Source organism: Variovorax dokdonensis (assembly GCF_030316895.1).
In the GTDB taxonomy this organism is placed as follows: domain Bacteria; phylum Pseudomonadota; class Gammaproteobacteria; order Burkholderiales; family Burkholderiaceae_C; genus Variovorax; species Variovorax dokdonensis.
In genome coordinates this window covers 105,046-118,943 of record NZ_JASZYV010000003.1, presented here as the reverse complement: position 1 = coordinate 118,943, position 13,898 = coordinate 105,046, and the positions used below count along the sequence as shown (strand labels likewise).

General features: G+C 67.6%; 13 protein-coding genes. 5 read left to right on the top strand and 8 right to left on the bottom strand.

Annotated elements, in window-relative coordinates:
- Window position 1 precedes the first annotated feature (1 nt).
- A complete protein-coding gene (locus tag QTH91_RS14330) occupies window positions 2-832 on the top strand; it encodes an ABC transporter permease (protein WP_390368808.1) in 831 nt (276 codons plus the stop codon).
- 41 nt (window positions 833-873) lie between these two features.
- Here the strand turns inward: QTH91_RS14330 and QTH91_RS14325 are convergent, their stop codons facing one another.
- Both QTH91_RS14325 and gloB read right to left on the bottom strand, forming a co-directional pair.
- On the bottom strand, window positions 874-2,340 hold the full coding sequence (locus tag QTH91_RS14325) for a transglycosylase SLT domain-containing protein (protein ID WP_286660784.1): 1,467 nt from the start codon (window positions 2,338-2,340) through the stop codon (window positions 874-876).
- Entirely contained in the window at window positions 2,337-3,122 is a 786-nt protein-coding gene (gene gloB / locus QTH91_RS14320; RefSeq protein ID WP_286660783.1) for a hydroxyacylglutathione hydrolase, read from the bottom strand. The genes QTH91_RS14325 and gloB overlap by 4 nt, the downstream gene beginning before the upstream one ends.
- On the opposite strand from gloB, the gene QTH91_RS14315 reads away from it, so the two are divergent.
- Window positions 3,121-3,915 carry a class I SAM-dependent methyltransferase gene (locus QTH91_RS14315; RefSeq protein WP_286660782.1) on the top strand — a complete coding sequence of 265 codons (795 nt, stop codon included), beginning with the start codon at window positions 3,121-3,123 and terminating at the stop codon, window positions 3,913-3,915. The two genes, gloB and QTH91_RS14315, sit on opposite strands and share 2 nt — an antisense overlap.
- A gap of 11 nt (window positions 3,916-3,926) precedes the next feature.
- Complete coding sequence (rnhA, locus tag QTH91_RS14310; RefSeq protein WP_390368836.1) at window positions 3,927-4,361, top strand: ribonuclease HI; 435 nt, start codon at window positions 3,927-3,929, stop codon at window positions 4,359-4,361.
- A 14-nt stretch (window positions 4,362-4,375) separates the two neighbouring features.
- Here the strand turns inward: rnhA and moeA are convergent, their stop codons facing one another.
- Entirely contained in the window at window positions 4,376-5,644 is a 1,269-nt protein-coding gene (gene moeA, locus QTH91_RS14305; protein ID WP_286660780.1) for a molybdopterin molybdotransferase MoeA, read from the bottom strand.
- Window positions 5,641-6,786 carry a GTP 3',8-cyclase MoaA gene (gene moaA / locus QTH91_RS14300; protein WP_286660779.1) on the bottom strand — a complete coding sequence of 382 codons (1,146 nt, stop codon included), beginning with the start codon at window positions 6,784-6,786 and terminating at the stop codon, window positions 5,641-5,643. Before moaA ends, moeA begins: the two co-directional genes overlap by 4 nt.
- A gap of 133 nt (window positions 6,787-6,919) precedes the next feature.
- Here moaA and QTH91_RS14295 point away from each other — a divergent pair, with 133 nt between their 5' ends.
- Window positions 6,920-7,825: a ZIP family metal transporter gene (locus QTH91_RS14295; RefSeq protein WP_286660778.1), complete on the top strand. Its 906-nt coding sequence runs from the start codon at window positions 6,920-6,922 to the stop codon at window positions 7,823-7,825.
- Between the two features lie 29 nt (window positions 7,826-7,854).
- Here the strand turns inward: QTH91_RS14295 and QTH91_RS14290 are convergent, their stop codons facing one another.
- The 4 genes from QTH91_RS14290 to QTH91_RS14275 all read right to left on the bottom strand — a co-directional run bounded on the left by QTH91_RS14290 (window position 7,855) and on the right by QTH91_RS14275 (window position 12,777).
- Window positions 7,855-8,763, bottom strand: coding sequence for an NAD(P)-dependent oxidoreductase (locus QTH91_RS14290; RefSeq protein ID WP_286660777.1), 909 nt, complete (start codon window positions 8,761-8,763; stop codon window positions 7,855-7,857).
- Window positions 8,756-10,198: an aldehyde dehydrogenase family protein gene (locus QTH91_RS14285; protein WP_286660776.1), complete on the bottom strand. Its 1,443-nt coding sequence runs from the start codon at window positions 10,196-10,198 to the stop codon at window positions 8,756-8,758. The genes QTH91_RS14290 and QTH91_RS14285 overlap by 8 nt, the downstream gene beginning before the upstream one ends.
- Window positions 10,199-10,268: 70 nt before the next feature.
- Entirely contained in the window at window positions 10,269-11,261 is a 993-nt protein-coding gene (locus QTH91_RS14280) for a Bug family tripartite tricarboxylate transporter substrate binding protein (protein WP_286661576.1), read from the bottom strand.
- Between the two features lie 238 nt (window positions 11,262-11,499).
- Window positions 11,500-12,777, bottom strand: a complete 1,278-nt coding sequence (locus QTH91_RS14275; protein WP_286660775.1) for an amidohydrolase family protein — start codon at window positions 12,775-12,777, stop codon at window positions 11,500-11,502.
- A 158-nt stretch (window positions 12,778-12,935) separates the two neighbouring features.
- Here QTH91_RS14275 and QTH91_RS14270 point away from each other — a divergent pair, with 158 nt between their 5' ends.
- Window positions 12,936-13,889 carry a 5'/3'-nucleotidase SurE gene (locus QTH91_RS14270; protein WP_286660774.1) on the top strand — a complete coding sequence of 318 codons (954 nt, stop codon included), beginning with the start codon at window positions 12,936-12,938 and terminating at the stop codon, window positions 13,887-13,889.
- Window positions 13,890-13,898: the final 9 nt, after the last annotated feature.

Sequence of the window (13,898 nt, the reverse complement as noted above, 5' to 3'; positions counted from 1 at the left end):
GATGATCAAGCCCAACGAACGCAATGCCCGCTACTGGCAACTCGCGCTGCTCATCGTGCTGCTCTTGGCGTGGCACCTGGCTTCGCGCAATTCGAACGTGGCCTTTTTCTTCGGGCAACCCGTCCAGGTTTTCGGGCGCATCTGGAGTTGGTTCATGCCGTTTGGCTTCGGGCCGAACGCGCTCTTCGCCGAAGGCCTCGCGGGCAATGCCGACATCTATGTTCACCTTGGCGTGACCCTGCTCGAGACGCTGCTGGCCTTCGGACTGGGTACCGTACTTGGCATGGCGTTCGGCCTGTGGCTGGCCTTGTCGCCGGTCGCCAGCCTGATTCTCGATCCCTACATCAAGGCCGCCAATTCCATGCCGCGCGTGATCCTGGCGCCCATCTTCGGCCTGTGGTTCGGCCTGGGCATCTGGAGCAAGGTGGCACTGGCCGTGACGCTGGTGTTCTTCATCGTCTTCTTCAACGTCTATCAAGGCGTGCGCGAGGTCAGCCCCGTCGTGCTGGCCAATGCCAAGATGCTCGGCGCGAACCAGAGGCAGCTGTTGCGCACCGTCTACCTGCCCAGCGCAACGAGTTGGGTGTTTTCGAGCCTTCACACCTCGGTGGGCCTGGCTTTCGTCGGCGCCGTGGTAGGCGAGTATCTGGGGTCAGCGCGGGGCGTGGGCTATCTGATCCTGCAGGCAGAAGGCACGTTCGACGTGAACACCGTCTTTGCCGGCATCCTCGTGCTGACGGCATTTGCGCTGGTGCTCGATGCCGTGGTCGGCATGATCGAACGGCGCCTCATGACTTGGCAGCCCAGGGCCGGCGAGACGGAAAAACTGTAGGCCACCCGCGAACGCGGCCGGCGTGGCCGCACTGCCGCAGTTCAGCGCTTGCGCTTGCTGGACGAACCGCTCGATTTCGACTTGCTGTGCGACGCAGCGACGCTGCGCTTGCTGGTGGGCGTGCTGCGGGCACCTGAGCCGACCCTCTGCGAACTCGATTCACGCACCGGCAGGTACACCACCACGTTGAAGCCGCGCTTGAAGACGTGATTGGTCGGCACGTCGTTCCACTCCGCCACACTGGACGGGCTGAGCTTGTAGCGGCGCGCCACCGAGGTCACGCTTTCGTTGCCCCGCGTGCGCACCGAGGTGCGCCGTGTGACGACCTCGGGTTGGAAGCTCAACTGTCCCGAGTCGGCCACGACGGCGGCCACGTCTTCCTTCACGCGGGCGGAACGCGGCACGATGAGGGTGGAGCCGGCCTTGATCATCATCCGCGGCGGAATGTTGTTGACCGCGCGAAGGTCGGTCTCGCTCATGCCCGCACGCTGCGCGGCATTGGCCGCGGTCATGGTCTCGGGGACCGTCCAGGCCGTCCAACTTGCGTACTGGCCCTCGGTGAGGGCCTTGAAGTTGCGCTCGAAGATGACGCCGTTGTCCCACGGCAGAAGGATGTTCGGCGTCCCGGCGGCCAGCAGCACCGGCTTGTGGGCCGCCGGATTCAGCGCGCGAAAGTCCTCGATGCGAACGTCGGCCAGCTTGGCGGCGAGGTCCACGTCCAGGTCACGCGTGAGTTCCACGGTGGTGAAGTAGGGGTGGTTCGAGATGTAGGGAAGGTCGACGCCGAACTTTGACGGATTGGCCACGATGTTCTTCACCGCCTGCAGCTTGGGCACGTACATGCGCGTCTCGGCCGGCATGTTCAGGTCGCTGTAGGTCGTGCCCAGTCCGGCGCTCTGGTTCTTCTTGATGGCGCGGCCCACGCTGCCTTCGCCCCAGTTGTAGGCCGCCAAGGCAAGCTGCCAGTCGCCGAACATGTCATACAGGCGCTGCAGGTAGTCGAGGGCGGCGCGGGTCGACGCGATGACGTCGCGCCGGTCGTCGCGGAAGATGTTCTGCTTGAGGTCGTAGTCGCTGCCGGTGGCCGGCATGAACTGCCACATGCCCATCGCACGGGCGCTCGATACCGCCTGAGGGTTGAAGGCGCTCTCGATGTAGGGCAGCAGCGCCAACTCCGTGGGCATGTTGCGCCGCTCCAGTTCTTCCACGATGAAGAAGATGTACTTGTTGGAGCGCTCCGTCATGCGCTGGATGTAGTCGGGCCGGGTGGCGTACCACTGCTCGCGGTCGTGCACCAGGTCGTTGTCCAGGTCGGGCATGGCAAAGCCGCGGCGGATGCGGTCCCACATGTCGACAGGCGGCGTCATGGACTTGACGCCGTGCGCCTTGCCCGCGCCGATGTCGGTCTGCGAGATGGGTTTGAGCGGTCCGTCGGGGAACAGGGGCGCCTGCGAGGCGCAGCCGGCGAGGAAGAGGGTGGCCAGCAGCCAGGCCCACAGGAGCTTCATCGAAAGTCGTTTTTCCATTGGCGCAAAGCCGCAAAGACATCGGCGTCGTCCGCCTTTGCCGCGAGCCCTGCATGGGTGCTCACGGCGCGGCGAACCGATGCTTCACGGCTGCGGAGAAAGGGATTGATGGAACGCTCGGTGTCGATGCGCGAGGGCAGCGTGGGCTCCCCAGCGGCGCGTCGCGCTTCGCACGAGGTCATGTATTGAGCGAGCGCGTCGTTGGAAGGTTCCACCGCTCGCGCGAATCGCAGGTTCGACAGCGTGTACTCATGGGCGCAGCACACTCGCGTATCGGCCGGCAGGGCCGCCAGGGCGTCGAGCGAGTGCAGCATCTGCCGCGGCGATCCTTCGAACAGGCGGCCGCAGCCGCCCGAAAAAAGCGTATCGCCGCAAAAGAGCAGCGGCACGCCGTCGGGCGACGCTTTCGCGGGGAGAAAGTAGGCGATATGGCCGGCCGTGTGGCCGGGCACATCGATCACCGAGAAAGGAAGGCCCAGAACCTCGGCCACGTCGCCCTCGGAAAGCGGCGTGCAGGGTTCGGGAATGACTTCACCGGCCGGGCCGAACACGGCGGCGCCGGTGGCTTGCCGCAGTTCGTCGACGCCGCCGACATGATCGGCATGATGGTGGGTGACTAGAATCGCGGCCAGATTGACATGGCTTTGCGCCAAGGCATTCAACACGGGCTTGGCGTCACCTGGGTCCACCACAATCGCGCCGGACTCGATCTGGAGCATCCAGATGTAGTTGTCGGCAAAGGCGGGCAGCGGAACGAGGGTCATGAGCAGCGAAATTATAGGTTTGGAGGAATGGCTGGAAACCCCGCCGGGCAGGTATCTGCTCGAATGGGAACAGGCGCAGTTCGACCAGGCCGTGGCCGATGTGTTCGGCTACCACGCTGTGCAACTGGGTTTACCCCAGATCGATGCGCTGCGCGGCAACCGCATGCCCCACCGCTGGCTGGCCGCCGACCACCTGCCGGCGCAGCGCCAGCCGGCGTTGATGACCGATTTTGCCGCACTGCCTTTCGAGGCCAACAGCCTCGACCTGGTGGTGCTGCCGCACGCGCTCGAACTCAACCCGGACCCTCACGCCACGTTGCGCGAAGTGGAGCGGGTGCTGGTGCCCGAGGGCAAGGTGGTGATCTGCGGACTCAACCCGACCAGCCTGTGGGGCTGGCGCCAGCGGCGCGCGCGGCTCTACCGGAGCCTGGGCTTCGGCGAGTTGTTCCTGCCCGAGGCAGGCGACTTCATCGGTTACTGGCGCATGCGCGACTGGTTGAGGCTGCTGAGTTTCGAGGTGGAATCCGGACGCTTCGGCGTCTACCGGCCCGCCGTGCAAAGCCAGGCGTGGCTCGATCGCTACCGGTGGCTGGATGGCGCCGGCGAGCGCTGGTGGCCCATTTTCGGCGCCGTGTACTTCGTGGTGGCCGTCAAGCGCGTACGTGGCATGACGATGCTGCAGGCCAACTGGAAGCGCAAGCCATCCATTGCCGCTGCGCCGGTGCCCATTGCCGGACGCGTTCACCACGGCTCGACGCATCACAGAAAAAAGACGAAAGAGATCATCCGTTGACCGAAGTGACGATGTATACCGACGGCGCCTGCAAGGGCAATCCGGGCCCGGGCGGCTGGGGCGTGTGGCTCAAGGCCGGCGCCAGCGAGAAAGAACTGTTCGGCGGCGAACTGGGAACGACCAACAACCGCATGGAACTGACCGCCGTCATCGAGGGACTGGGGGCGCTCAAACGCCCGTGCAAGGTGGCGCTCTACCTGGACAGCCAGTACGTGCGCCAGGGCATCACCGAGTGGATCCGCGGCTGGAAGGCCAAGGGCTGGCGCACGTCGACCGGTTCGCCGGTGAAGAACGTGGAGCTTTGGCAGCGGCTCGACGCGCTGGTGCAAGGCGGGGGGCACGAGATCGAATGGCACTGGGTCAAGGGCCATTCCGGTGATGTGGGCAACGAGCGCGCCGACATGCTGGCCAACAAGGGTGTGCAGAAGGCGCTGGGCCGGCTCTGAGTCGAAGCGACGGCCTAGAGCACGCCCTCGAACATCATCACATCCACTTCATCGCCGGCGGCCACGTCACCCTGGTCGTGGTGCAGCACGACGAGGCCGTTGGCCTTCACCATCGAACTGAGCACGCCCGAGCCCTGATTGCCGGCCAGGCGCGCATTGGGCAAGTCGCCCGGCCTCGGCTGCACCCATGCGCGCTGGTATTCGGTGCGACCGGGCTTCTTGGCAATGGCAGATGCGCTTCGCGCGCGCAGCAAGGGCGGCGCGGCAGCGGCGGCTTCATTGCCGCCCATCATGCGCAGCAGCGCGGGGCGGACGAAAGCCAGAAAGCTCACCATCGTCGCAACCGGATTTCCTGGCAGACCGAACAGCGCCGCCGGGGCGCGGCCGGGGTCGCCGTGAGCGATCGATCCGACCGCCATCGGCCGGCCCGGTCGCATGGCGATGCGCCAGAACGCCATCTCGCCCAGGCGCTGCATGACGGCACGCGTATGGTCCGCATCGCCGACGCTGACGCCACCGCTGGTGATGATGGCGTCGGCCTGGTCGGCCGCTTGCTGCAGCGTGGCCTCCAGGCTAGCTGGATCGTCACGCACCAGCCCCAGGTCGATCACCTCGCAGCCCAGGCCGCGCAGCAGCGCGCAGACCGTGTGGCGGTTGCTGTCGTAGATGGCGCCTTCGCGGGGCGCGTCGCCCAGGCTGAGCAGTTCGTCGCCGGTCGAGAAGTAGGCCACACGCAGCCGGCGGAACACAGCCAGGCGGGCGCTTCCCAGGCTTCCGGCCAGGCCCAGGGCTGCCGGTCCGAGCCGGTCGCCACGGCGCAGCGCGGGCTCGCCCTGGCGAAGGTCTTCGCCGGCAAGCCTCCGGTTGTCGCCCGGGCGCAAGACGCGCGCGTCGAATCGCACCGCGTCGCCGTCGATGCGGCATTGCTCCAGCGCCACGACGGTGTCCAGGCCTGGCGGCATCTTGGCGCCGGTCATGATGCGAACGGCCTGGCCGTCGCGCACGGGCTGGTGCCACGCGGTGCCAGCGAGGGCGGTGCCCACGACCTGCAGACGGACTTCGGCATCCGGGCCCTGCAGTGCGGTACCCGAGAAGGCGTAGCCGTCCATCGCCGAGTTGTCGTGTGGAGGCACGGAAAAAGGCGAGACGAGGTCGTGGGCCAGAACGCGCTGCAATGCGGCGTGCAGTGGCACCTCTTCATGCGCGGTGATGGCGCTGCGCGTGGCGAGTTGCGCCAGGAGGGCCTGCGCCTCGTCAACGCGGAGCGCGACGGGCACGCTCATCCGCCGATGTAGCTCATTTCGACCCGGCGAGCGCCCGAGGCCGGCGCTTCGTCGGGTGCTCGCAGGCCGCGCAGTTCCGAATAGCGATCGGCGCGACCTTGCCAGATGGCGGCGATGGCCGAGGCGATCTGTGCATCGCTGGCCTGGCGTTCGCGCAGGAGCGGCTTCAGGTCATGGCCTTGGCTGGCGAACAGGCACAGATACAGACGGCCCTCGGTCGACAGCCGTGCTCGTGTGCAGTCGCTGCAGAAGGCCTGCGTCACGCTGCTGATGACGCCCACTTCACCCAGGGCGGGGTCGTGCCGGCCGTCCGGGCCTGCATAGCCCCAGCGTTGGGCGGTCTCGCCCGGTGCGGTGGCGTGAAGCGGCACCAGCGGAAACTCTTCGGACAGGCGTTGCACCACCTCGGCAGAAGGCACCACTTCATCCATGCGCCAGCCGTTCGTGGCGCCAACGTCCATGTATTCGATGAATCGCAGCACGACGCCACTTCCGCGAAACCGACGTGCCATCGGCAGGATCTCGCCTTCGTTCGTGCCGCGCTTGACGACCATGTTGACCTTGATCGGGCCAAGCCCGACGCTGCGCGCCGCCTCCAGTCCCTCGAGCACCTGGGCGACGGGAAAGTCGACATCGTTCATGCGCCGGAACACCGTGTCGTCCAGTCCATCGAGGCTGACGGTCACGCGCTGCAGGCCGGCGTCGCGCAGCGATTGCGCCTTGCGCGCCAACAGGGAGCCGTTGGTGGTGAGCGTGAGGTCCAGCGCCTGACCGTCCGGCGTGCGCAGCACGGCCAGTTGCTCGATCAGGCGTTCGATGTTCTTGCGCAGCAGGGGCTCGCCGCCCGTCAGGCGGATCTTGTGGACGCCCTGGGCGACGAAGAGGCGGGCCAGGCGTGTGATCTCCTCGAAGCTCAGCAGCGCGCCATGAGGCAGGTAGGGGTAGTCCTTGTCGAAGACTTCCTTGGGCATGCAGTAGCTGCAGCGGAAGTTGCATCGGTCGGTGACGCTGATGCGCAGGTCCGTCAGCGGGCGGCCCAGTCGGTCGAGCAGGGCGGTGCCTTCGGGCGCCAGAGGCGGTGCGGCGGCATCGAGGCGCAGGGGCCGCCCCAGGGCGCTCAACGGAATGCGGACTTCGGTCATCGGTGAGGCAATTTACCCCAATGAGAACGATCGGGCGGGTGACCGCGGTCAATGAATCCAGAACGCGTCAGGGCTATCGGCCGGATTGAAAGGATCAACCCATCAGGCAAATGAGAATAATTATCATTGAGTCATGAAATACGCCACCGCCCAGACCAGAAACGCGAATCCACTCAGGGCCGCCCAGAGGTTGGCCGGCCTGTTCATCGTCGGCGCTGGCTTGCTGGTGCTGCTCACGAGCGGCTGGCAGGCGCTGCAAAGCTCGCCCGTGGCGGGCCAGGCATTGGCCGGCGGCAGCATCGCGGCCCTTGCCACGGCGCTGGGGGCGCTGCCGGTGATGTTCTCGCAGCGCTTGTCGGCACGGGTGCAGACCAGCCTGCTGGGCTTTGGCGCCGGCGTGATGCTGGCGGCCAGCGCCTTTTCGCTGGTCTTGCCCGGTCTGGAAGCCGCGCAGGCCACCGGCCTGGGCCGCTGGGGCGCTGGCGGCCTGATGGCGATGGCGATCCTGCTGGGCGGCGCCGTCATGCTGGCCATGGACCGCTTCCTGCCGCACGAGCACTTCTTCAAAGGCGTGGACGACGTGCGCAACGCGCAGTTGCTGCGACGCACCTGGCTTTTCGTCTTCGCCATTGCGCTGCACAACCTGCCCGAAGGGCTGGCGATCGGTGTCGGCTACGGCGGCGGCGACGCGATCAGCGGAAGCGCACTGGCCACCGGGATCTCGATCCAGGACGTGCCCGAGGGTCTGGTCGTGGCCGTGGCCCTGCTGGCGGCGGGCTATTCGCGAGGAAAGGCGGTGGCCATCGCCGCCGCGACCGGGCTGGTCGAGCCCCTCGGGGCCCTGATGGGCGTGGCGCTGGTGGCGGGTTCGGCGGCGCTGCTGCCCTGGGGGCTCGGCTTCGCAGCTGGCGCGATGCTGTTCGTCATCAGCCACGAGATCATTCCCGAGTCGCACCGCGACGGGCATCAGGCCCACGCGACGAGCGGGCTGATGCTGGGCTTCGTGCTGATGATGCTGCTCGATACGGCGCTCGGCTGATCGAGCAGCGGCCCCGGCCGGGCCGCCGCCTAATGCTGCGCCGGCCGGAAGCCCTCGAACTGCCGCATGATGGCGGCGATCTGCTCGTCGCCCATGCCTGCGGCGACGAAGGTGCGCAGCAGTTCCGCGACCGCGCTGCTCAGGGGTAGGGGAAGCCGGTTGGCATGGGCCAGCGCCTGCACCCCTTCCATGTCCTTGAGCATGTTGCGGATGGCGCCGGTAGGCGGCGTTTCGCGCGCGGCCATTTGCGGCGCGAACTCCTGCAGCGCCGCGCTGTCGGCCCGGCCGCCGGCCAGAGCCTTGGGCAGCAGCCGCGCATCCACGCCGCCTGCCTCGGCCAATCGCACCGCCTCGGCGACCGCCTGGTTGTTGAGCGCGCACAGCACCTGGTTGACGAGCTTGGTGGTCTGGCCCGCACCGGTCGGACCCATGTGCGTGTAGTTGGCGCACAGGTCGCGCATCAATTCGCCCGCATGGGCGACGTCCTCGGCGCTGCCGCCGGCCATGACGGTCAGCTTGCCGACCAGGGCCTTGGGCGCACCGCCCGACAGCGGCGCGTCCACCCAGGCCGCGCCGCAGCGTCCTTTCAGGTCGTCGGCCAGGCGGCGCGTCGAAGGCGGGTCGATGGAAGACATGTCAATCAGCACCGATTGCGCATCCATCGACTCGGCGGCGCCGTGCGGGCCCAGCACGGCCTGCCGCACGATGTCGGCGGAATTCAGCGCCGTGATGACGAACTCGCAGCCAAGAGCGGCCTCGGCGGCCGAAGTCGCCGCGGTCGCGCCGCGAGCCACCAGCGGCGCGAGCTTTTCCGGGCTTCGGGTGTGCAGGCGAACGACATGGCCGCAATCGAGCAGGCGCTGCGCCACGGCCGTGCCGATCATGCCGACCCCGACGATGGCGACGCGGCGTGCGTTGGGTGCAGGACGATCAGCCATGCTTGATGGCGACCGTCTTCAATGTCGTGAACCCGTAGAGCGCTTCGAAGCCCTTTTCGCGGCCGTAGCCGGAAGACTTGACGCCGCCGAACGGCAGCTCCACGCCGCCGCCGGCGCCGTAGTTGTTGATGAACACCTGTCCGCTCTTCACGCGCTTGGCCATGCGCAGCTGGCGGGCGCCGTTCTCGGTCCAGATGCCGGCGACCAGCCCGAAATGTGTGGCGTTGGCCAAAGCGACCGCTTCGTCCTCGCCCTCGAACGACATCGCAGCCAGCACGGGGCCGAACACTTCTTCCTGCGCCAGACGGTGCATCACCGGCACGTCGCGCAGCAGGGTGGGGGCCTGGTAGAAGCCGGTGTCAGGCGCCTGGTCGACGATGCTGCCCTGGGCAACCATGGGGATGCCGGCCACCTGGGCGTCGCTCAGGAAGTCCCAGACACGCTGTTGCTGCGACTGGCGGATCAGCGGCCCAACGTCCAGATCCATGGAAGCCGGACCGACGCGCAGCGCCGAGAAAGCACGCCCCAGGCGGTCGAGCAGCGGCTCGTAGATGCCGCGCTCGATCAGCACGCGCGATCCGGCCGAGCAGGTCTGGCCGGCGTTCTGCACGATGGCATTGATGATCACCGGGACCGCTGCGTCCAGATCGGCGTCGGCGAAGATGATCTGCGGGCTCTTGCCACCCAGTTCGAGCGTGACCGGGCAATGCCGCTCGGCCGCCACCTGCTGGATGATGGTGCCGACCTTGGGGCTGCCGGTGAAGCTGATGTGGTCGATGCCCGGGTGCCGCGCCAGCGCGTCGCCCACCTCGTGGCCATAGCCGGTCACGATGTTGATGGCGCCGGCCGGAAAGCCCACGTCCGCCGCCAGTTGCGCCACGCGGATCAGCGACAGGCAGGCGTCTTCGGCCGGCTTGACCACGCACGCATTGCCAGCGGCCAGTGCACCACCCACGCTGCGCCCGAAGATCTGCATCGGGTAGTTCCAGGGAATGATGTGGCCGGTCACGCCGTGCGGCTCGCGCCAGGTGAAGACGCTGTAGCCCTCCTGGTACGGAATGGTCTCGCCGTGCAGCTTGTCGCACGCGCCGGCGTAGAACTCGAAGTAACGCACCAGCGCGGCCGAGTCGGCCTTGGCCTGCTTGACGGGCTTGCCGCAATCGCGCTGCTCCAGCAGGGCGAGTTCGTCGGCATGCTCGGCCACCTTGCGCGAAAGCGCCATCAGCAGACGGCCGCGCTCGGCGGCAGAGAGGCGGCCCCAGGGCCCGCGGCCATCGGCCCAGGCGGCCTGCGCGGCACGCACCGCGGCGTCGATGTCGTCGGCGTTGCTGCGCTGCAGTTCGTCGAAGACCTGGCCGTCGGAGGGATCGAGAACGGGCAGGGTGCGGCCGGATGACGAGGGCACGCGCTCGTTGGCAATGAAGTTCAGTTGCATGGCGTCGATTGTGCGCGCGCCTTGCCGACCCTGTCCGTGGGTGGGTGGGTAGGTGGCGCGCGCTCCTGGCTTATTCGATGCGTGCGCCCGAGGCTTGCACGATGGCCTTCCACTTCGGCAACTCGTCGGCCACCTGCGCGGCGAACTGCTGGGGCGACATGGCCTTGTATTCGGCGCCCTGGGCCTGGATGGCGGCCTGCACTTCGGGCTTGGCCAGAAGCTTGTTCACTTCGGCGTTGATCCGCGTGACGATGTCGGCCGGCGTGCCCGCTGGCGCGAACAGGCCATACCAGGTGCTCACGTCGAAGTCCTTGCCGAAGCCGAGCTCGGCCACGGTTGGCGTGTCGGGCAGCACCGAGCTGCGGCGGGCCGAGGTCACGGCCAGCGCGCGCAGCTTGCCCGACTTGAGCTGGCCGATGGCCGATGGCACCGACGACACCATCAGGTCCACGTTGCCGGCCATCACATCCATCATGGCGGCATTGCTGCCTTTGTATGGCACATGGCGGATCTGCACCTTGGCGGCGTTCTTGAACTGCTCGCCGGCCAGGTGGATGGTGGTGCCGTTGCCGGGCGAGCCGTAGGTCACGCTGTCGGGCGACTTGCGCGCCGCCTTGACCACGTCGTCCAGCGTCTTGTACGGCGATTCGCTGCGCGTGACGATCACCACCGGCGTGTAGGCCACGTGGGCGACGGCGGCAAAGTCCTTGTTCGGGTCGTAGCTCAGGTTGGGGTAGAGCCAGGGCGCGACGATCATGTTGTCCTTCTGGCCCATCACGATGTCGTAGCCGGTGGGCTTGGCGCGCGCCGCTTCGGCCAGGCCGATGGTGCCGCCGGCGCCGCCGCGGTTGTCGGGCACCACCGTCCAGCCGGTGGCGGTGGCCAGTTCATTGGCGATGAGGCGCGAAAGGATGTCGGTGCCGCCGCCGGGCGGGAACGGCACGATCAGGCGGATCGGCTTGGCGGGAAAGCCCGCGTCGGCATGGGCCAGCGTGGCGACGGGGCCGATGGCGAGCGCCGTGCCGGCGGCAGTGGCGGCGCGCAACAGGGCGCGGCGGTTCATGGTCGAGGTGGGGTGGGGCATGGATGTTGTCTCGTGTCGTGTCTGGATGCAGGTTCGCGATCGGCGGTCCCGAGGGGCGCGCTCGCGCGGGACGGAATGAGGCATCGGGAGTGTCGCGCAGCGCGGTGCGGCGAAGGCTGGCGCCGCCGTGCCGAATGGCGAACGGGGCGTTTCCCAACCGAGAGGGCTGTCGACGTGGCTGCGTGGGTCGGCGCGCGCCGATGGCGCGCCCGCCGGGTCAGCGCGGCGGCATGAAATCCGCCGTGGCCGGGCGTCCTTCCAGGTGCAGCGTGCTGGCCGAGCCCGGGGCCTCCGCCAGGATGCGACCGCCGCGCCACACCTTCAGACGCGCCGCACGCAGGCGGATCGCTTCCACCGGGTCGCGCGCCTGCAGCAGCACGAAGCTTGCCTCGCAACCCGGCGCGATGCCGTAGTCCGCCAATCCGAAGACGCGCGCTGCGTTCACGGTGACGGCGTCGAAGCACTGGCGGATGCCGGCCTGGCTGGTCATCTGCGCGACGTGAAGCCCCATGTGCGCGACCTCGAGCATGTCGCCCGAGCCCATGCCGTACCAGGGGTCCATGACGCAGTCGTGCCCGAAGGCGACGTTCACGCCGGCAGCCATCAGTTCGGGCACGCGGGTCATACCTCGTCGCTTGGGATAGGTGTCGTGGCGGCCCTGCAGCGTGATGTTGATGAGCGGGTTGGCGATCACGCTCACGCCCGCTTCGGCGATCAGGGGCAGCAGCTTGCTGACGTAGTAGTTGTCCATGCTGTGCATGGAGGTGCAGTGCGAACCGGTGACGCGGCCCTGCAGTTTCAGCCGCTGCGCCTCGAAGGCCAGCGTCTCGATGTGGCGCGAATGCGGATCGTCCGATTCGTCGCAGTGCATGTCCACCGGCAGGCCGCGCTCGGCCGCCAGCTCGCAAAGCAGCTTCACGCTGGCGGCGCCGTCGGCCATGGTGCGCTCGAAATGCGGAATGCCGCCGACCACGTCCACCCCCTTGTCGAGCGCACGCCTGAGCTTCTCGACACCGCCCGGCGAACGCAGCACGCCGTCCTGCGGAAAGGCCACGAGCTGCAGCGTGAGATAGGGCGCCACGCGGCGCTTGACTTCGAGCAGTGCATCCACCGCGAGCAGGCTGGGGTCGCTGGTGTCCACATGCGTGCGGATGGCCAACAGGCCCTTGGCCACGGCCCAGTCGCAATACGCCATGGCACGCTCTATGAGTGCTTCGGCCGTCAGCATCGGCTTGAGTTCGCCCCACAGCGAAATGCCTTCCAGCAGCGTGCCGCTCTGGTTGACGCGCGGCAGGCCGTAGCTGAGCGTCGCATCCATGTGGAAGTGCGGATCCACGAAATGCGGTGACAGCAGCAGGCCATGCGCATCCACGGTTTCGGCCGCCGGTGCCCGAAAGCCGGGCGACACCTCGGCGATGCGTCCGCCTTGAACGGCGACGGACATGCCGGTGCGCCCGTCGGGCAGGGTGGCATCGTGGATCAGCAGGTCGAGCATGGGTAGAGCCTCGGAGTCGATGGTGGCGGTGCGCAGTCCAGTGTAGGCCGGTCGCAACTTCCGGGCCTGCACGTGCCGCACTGTCACGGATTTGCCATCGTCGACCGGCACGATGTCGCCGCACCGATTCGTTGCTGCATTCAACCATCTCCAAGAAAATGAAACTCAGACTCGCCGCTTCGGCCCTGGCGCTTGGCCTGGCCAGCCCCGCTTTCGCCCTCAACATCGTGCTCTCCAACGACGACGGCCTGACCAGCAACCTCAAGGCCTTGTACGACGCCCTGAAGGCCGCCGGACACGACGTGGTGGTCTCGGTGCCCTGCACCGGCCAGAGCGGTCGCGGAGCCGGCATCGTGATGTACAGCACCGACACCATCGTGCCGGACAACGACTCGACCCAGATCAACGCCGAAGGCGGTTGCCACAACGGCGCGGCTGCGACCGGTGCACCGGCCGTCGGGCCGTTCACCAAGCCCGGTTACACCAACGGCGACTTCTTCTACGTGCATGGCACGCCGGTGATGGCCACGATGTACGGCCTGGACGTGGCGGGCAAGGCACGCTGGGGCAAGGCGCCCGACGTGCTGCTTTCCGGCCCCAACGAAGGGCAGAACCTGGGCAGCATCATCAACGCGTCGGGCACGGTGGGCAACGCGCAATTCGCGGGCTCGCGAGGCATTGCGACGATCGCACTGAGCGCGGATGCCGACACCACCGACAACACCAGTCTGGCCAATCCCAAGTCGGCCATCGTGGCGCAGTTGTCGGTCAAGCTGCTCCAGGCGCTGCAGGCCAAGGCCGGCAACGGCCCGCTGCTGCCGCAGGGCGTGGCCCTGAACGTCAACTTCCCGAAGGCCATTGCCGCCGACACGTCCTTTGCCTTCTCGCGCATCGGCACGTTCAACGCATACAACCTGGCTTTCAAGAACAGCGTGCCTTACGGCCTCGGCGGCGTGCTCGCCTCAGGCCAGCCGACAGCCGATCAGGCAGAAGACGAATCGGTCGTCTATCGCACCAAGGTGGCGGTGTCTGCCATGCAGATCGGCTTCGAGCATCGTCCGGCCGGCCAGGAATGGCTGCGCCTGCGCCTGCGCGACGTGGTCGGCCAATGAGAAGGGCCG